This window comes from Saccharothrix australiensis (assembly GCF_003634935.1).
GTDB lineage: Bacteria > Actinomycetota > Actinomycetes > Mycobacteriales > Pseudonocardiaceae > Actinosynnema > Actinosynnema australiense.
In genome coordinates this window covers 7,350,357-7,363,867 of sequence record NZ_RBXO01000001.1, presented here as the reverse complement: position 1 = coordinate 7,363,867, position 13,511 = coordinate 7,350,357, and the positions used below count along the sequence as shown (strand labels likewise).

Genomic DNA, 13,511 nt, shown 5'->3' with positions numbered 1-13,511 from the left:
CGGGGCAAGAAAGGTGTGTCACCCGAAGGTGCGCATTGCACGACCCGGACGCAAGGGGCGACCGTATTCCACATGGAGCAAACGTGGAAGATCACCGGCACCTACGCCGACTGGCAGCTGACCGTGGCCATCCTCCCACCCGCCGGTGAATTCGCCGGCGCGCCGCTGCCGGAACCCGAACTGGCCCCGCTGGCCGAGCACTTCCGCACCGTCGTGGAAATGGTGGAGGCGCACCGCGAACTCGACCGCCTCGCCGCGAAGCCCGGTCAGCTCAGGCCCGGCAACGGCTCGTCCGCCGCGAGCGCCCGGATCTCCGGGTAGTAGCGGTCCAGCTCGCCCTGTCGGAACCGGCACTGCTTGACCGACCAGAACACCTCGTCCACCGGTCCGGCGCCCACGTTCTTGTACGACCCGTCCGGCAGCAGCACCACCTCACCCTCGCCGCCGTGCACGAACGTCGCGAGTTCGGCACCAGTGGCGGCGTCCCAGATCCGCGCGGTGCCGTCGTCGGAGGTGGAGGCGATGTGCCTGCCGTTCCGGGAGAACGCCACGCCCACCACCCGCGCGGTGTGGCCGGTGAGGGTGAGCAGCGGGTCGCCGTCGAGGCCCCAGACGCGCACCAACCCGTCCGAGGACGCGGCGGCGACCCGGTCGCCGTCCGGTGAGAACGCCACGCCCCAGATCGTGCGCCCGACCGTCATGGTGGCCCGGAGTCCGCCGTGGAACTTCCAGACCTTCACCGTGCCGTCGGTCGACCCGGAGGCGAAGTGGCCGCCGCCGGGCGCGTACGCGAGGCATTCGACGTCCGCCTCGTGGGCCACGATCGGGGTCACGTCGGGCAGCCGCCACAGCCGCAGCGTGCCGTCCTCGTGCCCCGACACGGTGTCACTGGTCCAGGGCGCGTGGGCCAATGCGCTCGCCGGCGGCATGTCGCCACCGCGAAAGATGCCCAACGGGTCGCCGGTGTGGCTGTTCCACGTCCGGAGCACGCCGCGGGAGGACCAGGTGACGATCTGCTCGCCGTCATGGGAGAAGGCCACCGCGCGGACCGAGGGGTGGTCGAGGTGGATCGGCTCGTGGAGCCCGTGCAACGGCCAGACCACCGCGATGCCCATCGCCGTGGTGGTGGCCGCCCGCATCCCGTTCGGCGCGAACGTCACCCGGTCGACGGCGTCGACGTGGGTCTTCGCCGCGACGACCCCGCTCCCGAGGTGCCAGACCCGGACGTGGTGGTCGTACGAGGTGATCAGGGAACCCTTGGACGTGAACGCCACCGGCCCGGCGGTGCGCCACCCGGTGGACAGGGGGAAGCGCTTCTCCGTGCCGATCTCGTGGACGACGGACGAGCCGTCGTCCACGGTGACGGCGATCCGCCTGCTGTCCGGCGTGAAGGCCACCCGGCACGCGCCGACGCGGGTGGGCAGCGCCGCGACCTCCGCGCCGGTCGTGGCGTTCAGGACCACGACATCCGTGCCACGCCGGGCGATGGCGAGCAGCGTGCCGTCCGGCGAGTACGCCAGGTCGTCGACCACACCCGGTTCGGCCTCCAGGTGCAGGTTGGACAGCCCCCACCCCGTTTCGACCAGTTCCACCGCGCCGTCCTCGGTGGCGACGGCCACGACCTCCGCGCCCGGTTTGATCGCGATCCGGCGCACCGCCGCGCCCACCGTCGTCCGTTGCGCCACCTCCCCGCTCACCGCCCAGGTCCGGATGTCCCCGTCGGCCGTGGCGGTGGCCGCCCACACCCCGTCCGGGGTCACCGCCAGCCGCTCGAACGCACCTGCCACACCGTCGCGGACGTCGCCGGTGCGCGCGACCCAGAACGTCAGGCGGCCCTCGCCGTCCAGGCCGACGAGGTGGACGCGGTCCGCCAGGAACGTGAGCGGCCCCCGTACCGCGCCGACGAGCCGGGCCACCGGCTCATCGGTCGTCGCGTCCCAAACGAAGGCGCTTCCGTCCTCCTCGACGGTCGCGAGCAGCCGGCCGTCGGGCGAGTAGGCGACCTCCACCACCGGGTGCGCGTGCCTGCGCCAGAACCGGACGGGCCGGTTGCTCCTGGAGTCGCGCAGCTCGACCCCGTGTACGCGGGCGAGCGCGGCGAGCCCGCCGCCGGGGGAGAAGGCGACGGCGGCCACGTCCTCCGCGAGCGGTGCCACCATCGCGGAAGCCGGGTCGCGCCCGCTGACCGCCGCGTCCGCCAGTTCCGGCCGGTCGGTCCCCCTGACGCCGAGCAGCGCCGCGCCCCGCCAGGTGCTGCCGGTCAGGACCGCGTCGGTGAGGTCACCGCCGAACATCCGCACACGGCTCAGGTCCGCGCCGCTGAGGTCGGCGGCCGTCAAGTCCTTGTCCACCAGCCGCTGGCCGCTCAGGTCGGCCCCCTTGAGGTTCGCCCCGCGCAGGTCGAGCGCCGACAGGTCGGTGGCGCGCAGGTCGACGCCGGCGAGTTCCAGGCGGGCGTGGACGTCCAGCCGCTGCACGACGGCGGTCGCGTTCCGCTTGGGCACCTCGCCGGCCCCGGGGTCGGCCAGCACGGACCGCGCCCACCGCACGGCGGCGTCGTGGCCGGCCAGGTCGCAGAAGAAGTCCACCATCAGCGGGGACATCGTCCGGTGGAAGACGGTGGTGTCCGGGCGATCGGCGAGCAGGTCGTCCGCGGCCACCTTGGCGACCAGCCACTCCATCACCGACTGGTGGACGAACGCGAACCCGCCGTCCTCGGTGCGGACCAGCAGCGTGCCCGAGCCGACGGCGTGCGCGGCCTGGTCGATCGAGTAACCGCGCTCCGCGAGGCGGTTCAGGGTGGTGACGACGGCGTCCGCCAGGTCGGCGGTGCGCACGGTCGACGCCGTGGACTCCCACAGGCGCAGCGCGAGCGCCGTGCACGCTGCGAGCCGTTCGGCGTCGTCCAGCGACGGCCTCCCGAACCGGTGCCGCTGCCGGCGCGCCTCGTGCACCAGCCAGAAGTCCACCAGCTCCCGGTACAGCTCGGCCGCGCTGATCCGGCCGTGCCGCCTGCGGATCTCCAGCAGGCGGTCCTCGGCCAGGTCCGCGATGAACGACAGCATCCTCGGGTTCCGGGACAGCCCGAGCAGGTCGCTGATCCCGCCGAGCAGCGCGAACCGCCGGTCCGCGCGGTCGGCGTCGCCGCCGTAGTGCCGGGTCAGGAACTCCCGGATCTGGTCGTCGGCGAAGTCGGCCAGCACCACGCCCCGGCTGCCGGTCAGCGCGGACACCTGCTGCCCGAGCGCGGTCAGCACCTGGTTGGTGGAGCGGAAGTGCTGGGTGCGGCTGGTCAGCACGACCTTCGCCCGGTCGGTCACGGCGTGCAGCAGCGTCCCGAGGTAGTCCGCCGCGTGGTCGTAGCCGACGCGCAGCTCCAGCTCGTCGAACCCGTCGAACAGCAGCGCGAGCCGCCCGCTGCCGATCATGTAGCGGAGCTTGGCGACGTCGACCGCCTCGACGCCCTCGCGGACCAGGTGCTGCGCCAGCAGCTCGTCCAGCGTCGGCGCCTTCTCCAGGCTGCGCAGCTCCACCAGCACGGGCAGCAGGCCCGGCAGGTGGTCGGGCAGGTTCCGGGTCAACTGCCGCAGCAGGAACGACTTGCCGCGCCCGAAGTCGCCCAGCACCACCACGAACCGGGCGCTCTCGCGGCCGAGCCACCCGATCACCCTGGCCAGCACGTCGTCGCACACCTCGGACGTGCCGACGAGCGAGTACCGCTGCGGCACGTACAGCTCGTCCGGGTAGGCGAGGTCGGCGGCGAGCCGCTGCGCCTGCCGCTGCACCAGCGGGCGCAGGTCCAGCAGGCCCTGGTACTCGACGAAGCTGCGCAGCCGCACGCCCCGGCGGCGCGCGGACGCCACCAGGTCCGGCGCGGCGGGCGGTCCGCTGTAGACCAGCTCGGACGGCACCGACGGGTCGGCGGCGGCGAAGGAGAGGTGGACGTGGCCGATGAACGCCTCGACGTCGTCGTGCAGCGTGGAGCCGTCCGCCACGCCCACCGGCCACTGCTCGAACCCGCCGCCCGCGCGGGGCTTCGAGACCCGCAGGTACCGGCTCTCCGGGCGTGGCGTCACGGTCGCCGTCGGGTGCGACACGACCGTGGCCTCGTGCACCCGGTCGAAGAACGTGTCCCGCGCCGGGCCGGGCGGGTGCGCCCGCGGTGTCCGCCGCAGGTCGCTGAAGGTGCCGTTCACCGCGCTGAACGGCACGGGCACGTGGACCACCGAGCCGGTGCCGTCGGGGTCGACGCGGGTGTCGCCGACCCAGCGCCGCCGGTCCGGGTCGTAGCGGTGGGCCGCCAGCCGGTACCCGTCCGGCTCGACGGCCAGCACCTGGAACGCGCCACCCCGCGCGACCAGGGGCACCTGGGGTTCCGGGGCCGGCTCACCGGTCAGGACGAGGTGCACGTCGACCTGGTGCCGCGAGGACAGCGGGCCGTGCGCCACGCCGATCCGCAGCCACCGCCGCTGCCGGTACTCCCGGAGCCGGTGGTTGAACCGGTCCACCTGCGGGTCGCCGACGTCCGCGCCGGACCCCAGGTGGCTCACCGGCAGGGTGGAGTTCAGCGCGGCCACCACGACGGACAGGTCCGGCACCTCGAACAGCGACCACGGCTCGTCCGGCGTGAACGTCGCCACCCCGCCGTAGAACTCGTCGAACGCCGTCGCGAACGGGCCCCACTTCGGCCAGAACGGCCACACCGGCTCGCGTTCCAGCGCCTCCTGGTGGGCGAAGTAGGCCCGGCACGCCGGCAGGTTCACGTCCCGCGCGCCCGGCACGACGACCACCCGGCCGCGCGGCAGCTCCACCGCCTCCGCGAGGTGCGCCAGGAACCGGAAGCCGCGCTGGAACTCGCTCGGCCTGGCGTGCTCGGTCAGGTCGCCGGAGAACACCACCAGGTCCGGTCGGACGCCGTCGACGGCGGCGTGCAGCGGGCCGTACCACGGCTCGTCGTCCGCGCCGGTGTGCCGCGACCCCACGTCCTTGCCGGTGCGCCAGGGCTGCTCGTCCGCGCCGAACCGCGTGGAACCCAGGTGCAGCACCGTGATCCGGTCGCGGCGCACGTCGTGCGGGTGGTCCGGCAGCGCCGCGCGCAGCCGCTCGGCCGGGATGGCGTAGCTGTCCTGCGCGGCGGCGGTCGCGATGATCCCGACCACCCGGCCGGTCTCCGGGTCCCACACCGGCCCGCCGCTGTAACCGGTCTGCACGCGCAGCGCCGACTCGCTGTCGAGCTGGAGCAGCCTGCCCGCGACCTGGCCGCGCACCACCGCGCGGACCCACGCGCCGTCCGGCCGGTTGGCGGGGAAGCCGAACACGTCGACCGGGTGACCGGCGGGCGGCGGCGTGCTGATCAGCCCGGCCGGCGTCACGGTCGCCGGCACGGCCAGCGCCAGCACGCAGATGTCCTCGCCCGGCGCGCCCTCGCGCGGCGGGGGAGGCGCCCAGGCCCGGACCGTCGCGGTCGCGGAGAGTCCGGGCAGGGCGGCGAACTCCACCCGGACGTGATCCCTCGGACGGGTGGCGTCGCGCGCATCGCGGTCCAGGGCCAGGTTGACGACGTGCGCGCACGTGAAGAGGTGCCGGCGGCTCACCACGACGCCCGCGCCGACGGTGCGCCCCGAGCCGTCCACGAACCGCGCGACGGAGGTCGGCAGCGCACCGGCGGGCATCGCCCACTGGTACCACATACTGTTCGGCCATGGACGTGCTCGTCGTCGAACACCCCCTCGCCAGGGCGAGGCTCACCACGATGCGCGACGCGCGCACCGACAGCGCGGCGTTCCGCGCCGCGCTGCACGAGTTGACGGTGATGCTCGTCTACGAGGCCACCCGCGAAGCGCCGGTCGCCGAGGAGCGGGTGCACACGCCCGTCGCGCGCACCACCGGCTACCGCCTCGCCAACCCGCCGCTGCTGGTGCCGGTGCTGCGCGCCGGCCTGGGCATGGCCGACCAGGCGCACAAGCTCATCCCGGACGCCCAGATGGGGTTCGTCGGCCTCGCGCGCGACGAGGAGACGCTGAAGCCGACGCCGTACATGGAGTCGCTGCCCGAGTCGTTGGCGGGGCGGCCGGTGTTCGTGCTGGACCCGATGCTCGCGACCGGCGGCTCGCTGGCGTACACGATCCGCCTGCTGACCGACCGCGGCGCGACCGACGTGACGGCGATCTGCGCCTTGGCCGCCCCGGAGGGCATCGAGCACCTGGCGGACTCGGGCCTGCCCGTCCGCCTGGTGACCGCCAGCGTCGACGAGCGGCTGAACGACTCGGGCTTCATCGTGCCGGGCCTCGGCGACGCGGGCGACCGCCAGTACGGCGCGGTGTAGCCCCCGGTTCCGGGCCGGGTCCGGCGCGATGACCGCGCCGGACCCGGAACCCCTGCCGCGCGCCCGGAACGAGCCGGTCGGTCAGCGCACGACGGAGAACGCGTCGGCGTGCTCGGCCGCCCACTGCGCCAGCGTCCGCCCACGCCGCCCGGTGACCTCCTCGAAGGTCGGCAGCAGCTCCGAGGGCTCCTCGTTGAACTGCGCCTGGTACCCCATCAGGTACTCGGCGATGTCCGGCGGCAGCCCCACCTCCCGGATGAGCGCCGCCCGCGCCTGGCCGTAGGTCAGCGCCTCGAACGCGATCTCCCGGCCCAGCCCCTCGCCGAACGCGGCCACCTGCTGCCGGGTCGTCAGCGCCTCCGGCCCGCTCAGCCGGTACGCCCGGCCCGCGTGCCCGTCCTCCAGCAGCGCCCGCACCGCGACCTCCGCGATGTCGGCCTCGTGGATCGGCGTGCCGACCGCGTCCGGGTAGGCGGCCCGGACGACGTTCTCCTTCTTGATGCTCTCCGCCCAGATCATCTTGTTGGACATGAACTCGCCCGGCCGCAGGTGCGTCCACTCGACGCCGGCCGCCTCGACGACCTCCTCCACCGACTGGTGCAGCTCGCAGCTGCCCGGCCGCTGGACCGCGACCGCGTCGCTGGACAGGAACACCACCCGCCGCAGATCCCGCGCCCGCTTCAGCAGGGCGGCCGCGAGGCCCGCCGCGTCGCCGGACTCCAGCACGGCGAGCAGGAAGATCGCCGTCACCCCGTCCAGCGGCACCCCGGCCGGCTCGGTGAGGTCGGCTTTCACAGTCTCCGCCCCGCGCGGCAGGCCCGCTTTGTCCGGGTTGCGGGTCAGCGCCCGCACCGGCACGTCGCGCGCCACCAGCTGTTCGACCACGTGTCGGCCGACGTTGCCGGTCGCGCCGGTCACCAGGATCGTCACCATTCCCCCTCGTGGGCAGGCATTCAAATTTGAACAAGGGAACGGTAGCGCGCCGTGCCGCCCGCGCGCACATGCAAAAGTTTGCAATGACTGTGAACGGTCATCCGAAGCGAACTCGCCGGTATGCCCGGATTCGTCCGTTCGGACGTAGAGGTGGTCTAGACCTCACGCTTACCGTGGTCTGGACCACAGATCCGCTGCCGCCGCCACCGCGAGGAGAAGCATGAAGAGCAGGAGACGGGTGCGCCCCACCCTCCTGGTTTCCGCGCCGACCCGGCCCCTCGCGCCCCGCGGCGAAGGGCGCCGGTCGACCGGCGCGTCGACCCGGTCGTCGGGCGGCGGAGCCGCCGTCGGCGCGCCGGTCCGCGCCCCCCGAGACGGACTGTCCTGAACTGGGCAGTCCACCGGGGTCCGGGGAGGTTTCGCGGCGGCCGCCTCCCCGGACCCCACCCCCGCCTAGCGGCGGCGCCAGCCGTCGGCGTGCGCGCGGATCGCCTGCTCGTAGGCGGGCGCGATCTCCACGCCCGGCGGCAGGTTGCCGTTCAGCTCCAAGCTCACCAGGCCGTGCACCATGCCCCACATGGCCAGCGCGATCCGCTCGGGCGGCACGTCGACGAACCGGCCCGACTCGATGGCGCGGCCCACGTTCGCCAGCAGCGGCACGAACGTCTCGGCCGCGGCGGCGCTGGTCTCGTCGGACGGCTCGAAGTTCGGGACGACCTTGCTGAACATCACCAGGTAGAACTGCGGGTCGGCGAGCGCGCTCGCCCGGTAGGCCAGCCCGATCCGGATGATGTCCTCGACCGGGTCGTCGGTCGTGGGCAGCGCCGCCAGCCGTTCGCCGAACCGGCGGAACGCCTCGTCGTAGAGCGCGTCGAGCAGGGCGGGCTTGCCCCCGAACAGCGAGTACACCGCCGTGGTCGAGGTGTTGACATCCGCCGCGAGCCTGCGCAAGCTCAGGGCGGCCGGTCCTTCGGTGGACAGCAGTTCACCGGCGCGGTCGAGCAGGCGCGCCCGCAGGGCGTCGTCGTGGGTCTTCGGTCGCGGCACCCGGCCATCTTATCGCAACAGTGTTATAAAACGAGGTCTAGCCACTGTGGTACCAAGTTGGTACCGTCCTGGGCATGGCGATGACGCTGCGGCTGAGCGATGAGGAGAACCGGCGGCTCGGCGAGCTGGCCGCCGCCGAGGGCCGCTCCAAGCAGGAGGTCGTCCGGCTGGCGCTGGCGGAGCGGTGGGCGCGGTTGCAGAAGGAGGAGCAGCTCTCCGAGGTCCTCGGGCGGGTGCTGCCGAAGTACCGCGGGTTGCTCGACCGGTTGGGCTCGGCTTGAGGCGCGTGTTCGGCATCCGGCGTACGTGACTGGTCCACACGTTCCAGTGAAGTGCCCCGCGGTTCGAACTGATGTTCGATAGTCTGCGTTGGTGCAGCTCAATCGAGGTAACCACCCCGACGCGCGCGTGCACCGGGGTGAACGTCCACGCCGACCGCCGGCACCCCGGTATGGTGCGCCCCTGAAGATCGGGCCGCGTCCGGAGTGCACCCCGGTGCCCCGCGAGGCCGTCAACATCCTCGCCGCCGGTTCGGCGGTCAGGCGATACGGACCTGAAGTGGTGGGTGGTGGTGCCGGCGGCACCCCGGGCGCGGTGTGGCCGTGCCGGAATCCCCGCCGCTCAGGACAGGGAGCGCGTCAAGCAGTGGTCAACTACCTCGACGCCGGCGACTTGCTCGTGCTGGCGACCGCCGTCACCGGTGGGGATCTGGTCGTGCGCGACTTAGGTCTCCTCGATTCCGCAGCACACCGCCCACGGGCCACCGTGCTCGGCGTCGAGGCATACGAGACGCTCTGGCTGAAAGCCTCGGCCCTGCTCGACTCCATCGTGCGTACCCGGCCGCTGGCCGAGGGCAACTGGAGGCTGGGCTGGGTCGCGGCCGTGACGTTGTGCGACATCAACGGCTGGTGGGTCGACGCGGAGGAGGACGAGGCGCTCGACCTGGTCCGGGCGTTGGGCCGCGAGCAGATCGACGTGGCCGGCACGGCCGCCCGCCTGGAGGCGTGGGGCACGCCGAAGGACGACTGACCCCCGGCCGGATCGGCCCCCGCGGGCCTCGGCGCGCGAGTCGCGGTGGACCGCCTTCGGCGCGGGTCCCGGCCGCTCGCCCCGGCGCGGGTCCGGTCGGATCGGCCCCGCGGGCCTCGGCGCCCGGTCCGACGGGTCGCCCCCGGCGCGCGCCCGCCGGGCCGCCCGCGTGGGAAGTGCGGCGCGAAGTCCCCCCTCGACGTGCTGGAATACCAGATCGCGCATCAGGAGCGGATCGAGCACACGTTCGTGGAAGGGGATCACCGCGTGACACTGCTGGGCACCCTCGAAGTCGGACCGCAGGGCCTGGGCTGCATGGGCATGAGCCAGTCCTACGGCCAGGGCGACGACGCCGAGTCGATCAGGACCGTCCACCGGGCGCTGGACCTGGGCGTGACGCTGCTCGACACGGCGGACGTCTACGGCGCGGGCGCGAACGAGGAGTTGGTGGGCCGCGCCATCGCCGACCGCCGCGACCGCGTCGTGCTGGCCACGAAGTTCGGGCTCGCCGACCCGGAGCGCCGTCCGCGCGGTGACGCCGCCTACGTGCGGCGGGCGTGCGAGGCGTCGCTGCGCAGGCTCGGCGTGGACCACATCGACCTCTACTACCAGCACCGGGTCGACCCGGCGGTGCCGATCGAGGAGACCGTCGGCGCGATGGCCGACCTCGTGCGGGAGGGCAAGGTCCGCCACCTGGGCCTGTCCGAGGCCGGCGCGGAGACCATCCGCCGGGCGCACGCCGTGCACCCGATCACCGCGCTCCAGAGCGAGTGGTCGCTGTGGACGCGGGACATCGAGGCCGTCGTCGCGCCCGCGTGCGCGGAGCTGGGCATCGGCATCGTGCCGTTCTCCCCGCTGGGGCGCGGTTTCCTCACCGGTCGCGTGACGTCGCTCGCCGACCTGGAAGAGGGCGACTCCCGCCACGCCATGCCGAGGTTCGCCGAGGACAACCTCGTGCGCAACCTGGCGATCGTGGAGGCGCTCCGGGCGCTGGCCGCGGAGCGCGACGTGACACCCGGTCAGCTCGCGCTGGCGTGGGTGCACCACCGGGGCGAGCACGTCGTGCCGATCCCCGGCACCAAGCGGGTGAAGTACCTGGAGGAGAACGTCGCCGCCGCGAGCCTGACCCTGTCGGCCGACGACCTGCGTGCGATCGAGGCCGCCGCGCCCGCGGCCGCCGGCGACCGCTACCCGCCGGAGATGCTGCGGCTGTCGAACATGTAGGACGGCGGGCGGTGCACGAGGGCGTCGTGCACCGCCCGGCGGCCGGGTCACAGCAGGGTGGCGGCGACCGTCGCGCCCAGCTCCCGGCACGCCGCCAGAGCGGCTTTGTCCGGTTCGCCCGTGACGAGGACGTGCTCGGCGACCTTGTTCCACCCCATGCCGCCGGCGATGCCCTCGATGCCGCGCACCGCACCCACGGTGTCGTTGTTGCCGTGCACGTAGAGGCCGTAGGGCCGGCCGCGCGTCGCGTCCAGGCACGGGTAGTACACGACGTCGAAGAACACCTTGAGCGCGCCGCTCATGTAGCCGAGGTTGGCCGGGGTGCCGAGGAGGTAGCCGTCGGCGGCGAGGACGTCCGAGGGCGTCGCCGCGAGGGCCGGCCGGCGGACCACCTCCACGCCCTCGATCTCGGGGTCGGTCGCGCCCGAGACCACGGCCTCGAACATCGCCTGGAGGTTCGGTGACGGCGTGTGGTGGACGATCAGCAGCCTCGGCACGCGGCCAGGCTCCCGTGCGACCCACCGATCCGCAAGCGCTCGGCGGGCTCGGCGACGAGCGAGGACGCGTCAGCCGTGCGGTGGCCGGGGTGCGCGTCAGCCGTGCGGTGGCGGGGGTGCGCGTCAGCGGCGCGGTGGCCGGGGAGCCACCGCACCGCTGCCGCGTACGACCGCCTCCCTACTTCTCGTCCTCGCGGCAGGTGATGTCGGACTTGGGCAGCCGACCGGTCTCGAAGTACTTGTTCACCGCGGCGTCCGTGCAGGCGTTGGAGTAGGAGGAGCCGAACACGGCGTGCACCGGGACGTCCTCCAGCGTGACCATGCGCGACCCCTTCATGGCCTTGTGCAGGTCCAGGCCGTGCTGGTAGGTCGTGCGGGCGTCACCGGTGGCCTGCACGATCAGCGCCGGCGTGCGGTTGGCGACGACCGTCGGCTCCTCCTTCGGGTCCGGCCAGAAGGCGCACGGCGTGATGCTGTTGACCAGCGCCCCGAACAGCGGCTGCGAGGCGCGGTTGCGCTCGATCTCCCGCCAGTAGTGCTCGATGTCGCGCGGCGCGCGCGTGTCACCGCACAGCACGCCGCTCACGCTGTCGCCGTCGGGGTCCGGGTTCGGGCCGTCGAGGGCGCCGAGGAGGCCGAGGAGGGCCGGGCCCGGCGTGACGGGCTTGCCGTCGGCGAGGTCGACGAGCGTGCGGATGTTCGTGGCCGTGGCGTCCCAGCGCTCCGGGCCCATCATGCCCGCGAACGGCACCATCGGGACCAGGTGCTCGTCCACCAGCTTGTCACCGACCCGGATGGGCTGCTCGGCGGCCCGCTTCACCAGGCCCTCGACGGTGGCGCGCACCTGCGCGGCCGTGGTGCCCAGGTGGTACTGGGCGTCGCGCCGAGCGGTCCACGCCGCCCACTCGTCCACGGCGGCCTCGCTCGCCGGCCCCATGTCCTGGAACATGGGGTAGCCGTACCGGCGCGGGTTGACGGCGCTGTCCAGCACCACCCGGTCGACGCGGTGCGGGAACATCTGCGTGTACACCGCGCCCAGGTAGGTCCCGTAGGACCAGCTCATGTAGCCGGCCTTCCGCTCGCCGAGCGCGCCCCGGACCACGTCCAGGTCGTGCGCGGTGGCGCGGGTGTTGACGTGCTTCAGCCGGTCGCCCTCCCGCTCGACGCACTGCCGCGCCAGGTCCTGCTGGAACGCGACGACGCGGTCGAACCCGGCGCGGTCGAAGCCGGCCGACCGCAGGGCCGGGCCGACCTTCCACCCGCAGTCCAGGGGCGAGCTGCGCCCGACACCGCGCGGGTCCATGCCGATCAGGTCGAACCGCGCCCGCACCTCGGGGCTCAGCTTCTGCCGGATGTCCAGCGGCATGGCCAGGCCGGGCGCGGCCGGGCCGCCGGGGTTGGACAGCATGATCCCGCGCCGCTGCTGCCGGTCGGTCGACTCCAGCCGCGAGATCACCACCGTCATGGTCCGACCGCCGGGCTTCGCGTAGTCCACCGGGACGGTGACGTTCGCGCACCGCGCGCCGGCGGCGTCCAACTCCTCGTGGTCGCACGCGGTCCAGTCCAGGCGCTGGTGGTAGTACCGGCTCAGACCGCCCCGCGCGCCCTCCGCGTCGACGGGTGCGGCCGCCGCCGCGCCGGCACCGCCCAGCAGACCGGCCGCCGCGGCCAGCGCGGTCGCGGCGGTGGTGAGTCGTGTCATCGAGTCCCCGTCTGCCCGCGCCGGCCCGCGCCGGCGTCGGGCTCGAAGTTACGAGCGGGCGTGGCCCGGAACCATCCGGCGCGCTCCACACCCGCCTCGGGGGTTGTCCCCACCCCGGACGTCGGGCCGCCGCGAAGCGCCCTTCCGCGAGGTCCGGTGAGGTCGGCTCGCGAGAACGCGCTCGGTAGGCTCGGCAACGCGGAAGGTGACGCGCCGACGACGCTCCCCGCGCTTCGTGCGGCCCACCGACGGAACCGGCACGGCGCCCGCACGTCCTTGTAGGTGACCGGGAGGGAGACATGGAAACTCGCAGCATCGCCACCATGACGCGGAATCGGCGCATCACCTGGGGTGGTGGCGTCGGCATCGGGTTGGGGCTCATCGGGTTGCCGCTGGTGGCCCTGGCGTTGTGGCCGGGCATCGACCACAGCCCGTGGGACGTCAACACGATGATCCTCGCGACCGGCGTGGCGCTGTCGACGCTGAGCTACATCGCCGGGCGGATCGCGGTCGCCGCCGTGACGGGCGACCGGGTCAGCCCGCCCACCAAGCGGCCGTGGCTGGTGGCGGGCGGCGCGCTGGCCGTCGCGGTGCTGTGCCTGCTGATCGCCGCCGCGTCCTGACCGACACGGTGTCCTGACCGACACGGCGTCCTGACCGCCGCCGCGTCGTGACCGACACGGCGTCCCGATCGCGGCGAGCCCCGATCACGGTGTCCGGCGCGGCACCGCGCCGGACACCCGGAGCACCCCGC

At 73.7% G+C, this 13,511-nt stretch carries 11 protein-coding genes; 6 read left to right on the top strand and 5 right to left on the bottom strand.

Features of this window, described 5'->3' with window-relative positions:
* The first annotated feature begins 72 nt into the window (after positions 1–72).
* Positions 73–321 carry a hypothetical protein gene (locus tag C8E97_RS31380; protein ID WP_121009381.1) on the top strand — a complete coding sequence of 83 codons (249 nt, stop codon included), beginning with the start codon at positions 73–75 and terminating at the stop codon, positions 319–321.
* Here C8E97_RS31380 and C8E97_RS31375 read toward each other — a convergent pair.
* Positions 267–5,672, bottom strand: a complete 5,406-nt coding sequence (locus C8E97_RS31375) for a trypsin-like peptidase domain-containing protein (protein WP_147455280.1) — start codon at positions 5,670–5,672, stop codon at positions 267–269. The genes C8E97_RS31380 and C8E97_RS31375 overlap by 55 nt on opposite strands.
* 29 nt (positions 5,673–5,701) lie before the next feature.
* On the opposite strand from C8E97_RS31375, the gene upp reads away from it, so the two are divergent.
* Positions 5,702–6,325 carry a uracil phosphoribosyltransferase gene (gene upp, locus C8E97_RS31370; RefSeq protein ID WP_121009375.1) on the top strand — a complete coding sequence of 208 codons (624 nt, stop codon included), beginning with the start codon at positions 5,702–5,704 and terminating at the stop codon, positions 6,323–6,325.
* A gap of 81 nt (positions 6,326–6,406) precedes the next feature.
* Here the strand turns inward: upp and C8E97_RS31365 are convergent, their stop codons facing one another.
* Positions 6,407–7,255 carry an SDR family oxidoreductase gene (locus tag C8E97_RS31365; protein ID WP_121012800.1) on the bottom strand — a complete coding sequence of 283 codons (849 nt, stop codon included), beginning with the start codon at positions 7,253–7,255 and terminating at the stop codon, positions 6,407–6,409.
* Positions 7,256–7,711: 456 nt separating this feature from the next.
* Positions 7,712–8,305: a TetR/AcrR family transcriptional regulator gene (locus tag C8E97_RS31360; protein ID WP_121009371.1), complete on the bottom strand. Its 594-nt coding sequence runs from the start codon at positions 8,303–8,305 to the stop codon at positions 7,712–7,714.
* A gap of 74 nt (positions 8,306–8,379) precedes the next feature.
* On the opposite strand from C8E97_RS31360, the gene C8E97_RS31355 reads away from it, so the two are divergent.
* The 3 genes from C8E97_RS31355 to C8E97_RS31345 all read left to right on the top strand — a co-directional run bounded on the left by C8E97_RS31355 (position 8,380) and on the right by C8E97_RS31345 (position 10,558).
* Positions 8,380–8,586 carry a type II toxin-antitoxin system VapB family antitoxin gene (locus tag C8E97_RS31355; protein ID WP_121009369.1) on the top strand — a complete coding sequence of 69 codons (207 nt, stop codon included), beginning with the start codon at positions 8,380–8,382 and terminating at the stop codon, positions 8,584–8,586.
* Between the two features lie 364 nt (positions 8,587–8,950).
* A complete protein-coding gene (locus tag C8E97_RS31350; RefSeq protein ID WP_121009366.1) occupies positions 8,951–9,334 on the top strand; it encodes a type II toxin-antitoxin system death-on-curing family toxin in 384 nt (127 codons plus the stop codon).
* A 315-nt stretch (positions 9,335–9,649) separates the two neighbouring features.
* A complete protein-coding gene (locus C8E97_RS31345; protein ID WP_121012798.1) occupies positions 9,650–10,558 on the top strand; it encodes an aldo/keto reductase in 909 nt (302 codons plus the stop codon).
* Positions 10,559–10,605: 47 nt separating this feature from the next.
* On the opposite strand, the gene C8E97_RS31340 is transcribed toward C8E97_RS31345, so the two are convergent.
* Positions 10,606–11,055 carry a flavodoxin family protein gene (locus tag C8E97_RS31340; RefSeq protein ID WP_121009363.1) on the bottom strand — a complete coding sequence of 150 codons (450 nt, stop codon included), beginning with the start codon at positions 11,053–11,055 and terminating at the stop codon, positions 10,606–10,608.
* Between the two features lie 178 nt (positions 11,056–11,233).
* Positions 11,234–12,757 (bottom strand): alpha/beta fold hydrolase, encoded by a 1,524-nt coding sequence (locus tag C8E97_RS31335; RefSeq protein WP_121009360.1) that lies wholly within the window; start codon positions 12,755–12,757, stop codon positions 11,234–11,236.
* A 323-nt stretch (positions 12,758–13,080) separates the two neighbouring features.
* On the opposite strand from C8E97_RS31335, the gene C8E97_RS31330 reads away from it, so the two are divergent.
* Entirely contained in the window at positions 13,081–13,380 is a 300-nt protein-coding gene (locus C8E97_RS31330) for a hypothetical protein (RefSeq protein ID WP_246019283.1), read from the top strand.
* The last annotated feature ends 131 nt before the right edge of the window (positions 13,381–13,511 follow it).

Excerpts from the sequence above, each read along its gene's own strand:
- C8E97_RS31380 (WP_121009381.1), top strand. The coding sequence starts at position 73 with ATGGAGCAAACGTGGAAGATCACCGGCACCTACGCCGACTGGCAGCTG.
- C8E97_RS31375 (WP_147455280.1), bottom strand. The coding sequence starts at position 5,672 with ATGCCCGCCGGTGCGCTGCCGACCTCCGTCGCGCGGTTCGTGGACGGC.
- upp (WP_121009375.1), top strand. The coding sequence starts at position 5,702 with ATGGACGTGCTCGTCGTCGAACACCCCCTCGCCAGGGCGAGGCTCACC.
- C8E97_RS31355 (WP_121009369.1), top strand. The coding sequence starts at position 8,380 with ATGGCGATGACGCTGCGGCTGAGCGATGAGGAGAACCGGCGGCTCGGC.
- C8E97_RS31345 (WP_121012798.1), top strand. The coding sequence starts at position 9,650 with ATGGGCATGAGCCAGTCCTACGGCCAGGGCGACGACGCCGAGTCGATC.
- C8E97_RS31335 (WP_121009360.1), bottom strand. The coding sequence starts at position 12,757 with ATGACACGACTCACCACCGCCGCGACCGCGCTGGCCGCGGCGGCCGGT.
- C8E97_RS31330 (WP_246019283.1), top strand. The coding sequence starts at position 13,081 with ATGACGCGGAATCGGCGCATCACCTGGGGTGGTGGCGTCGGCATCGGG.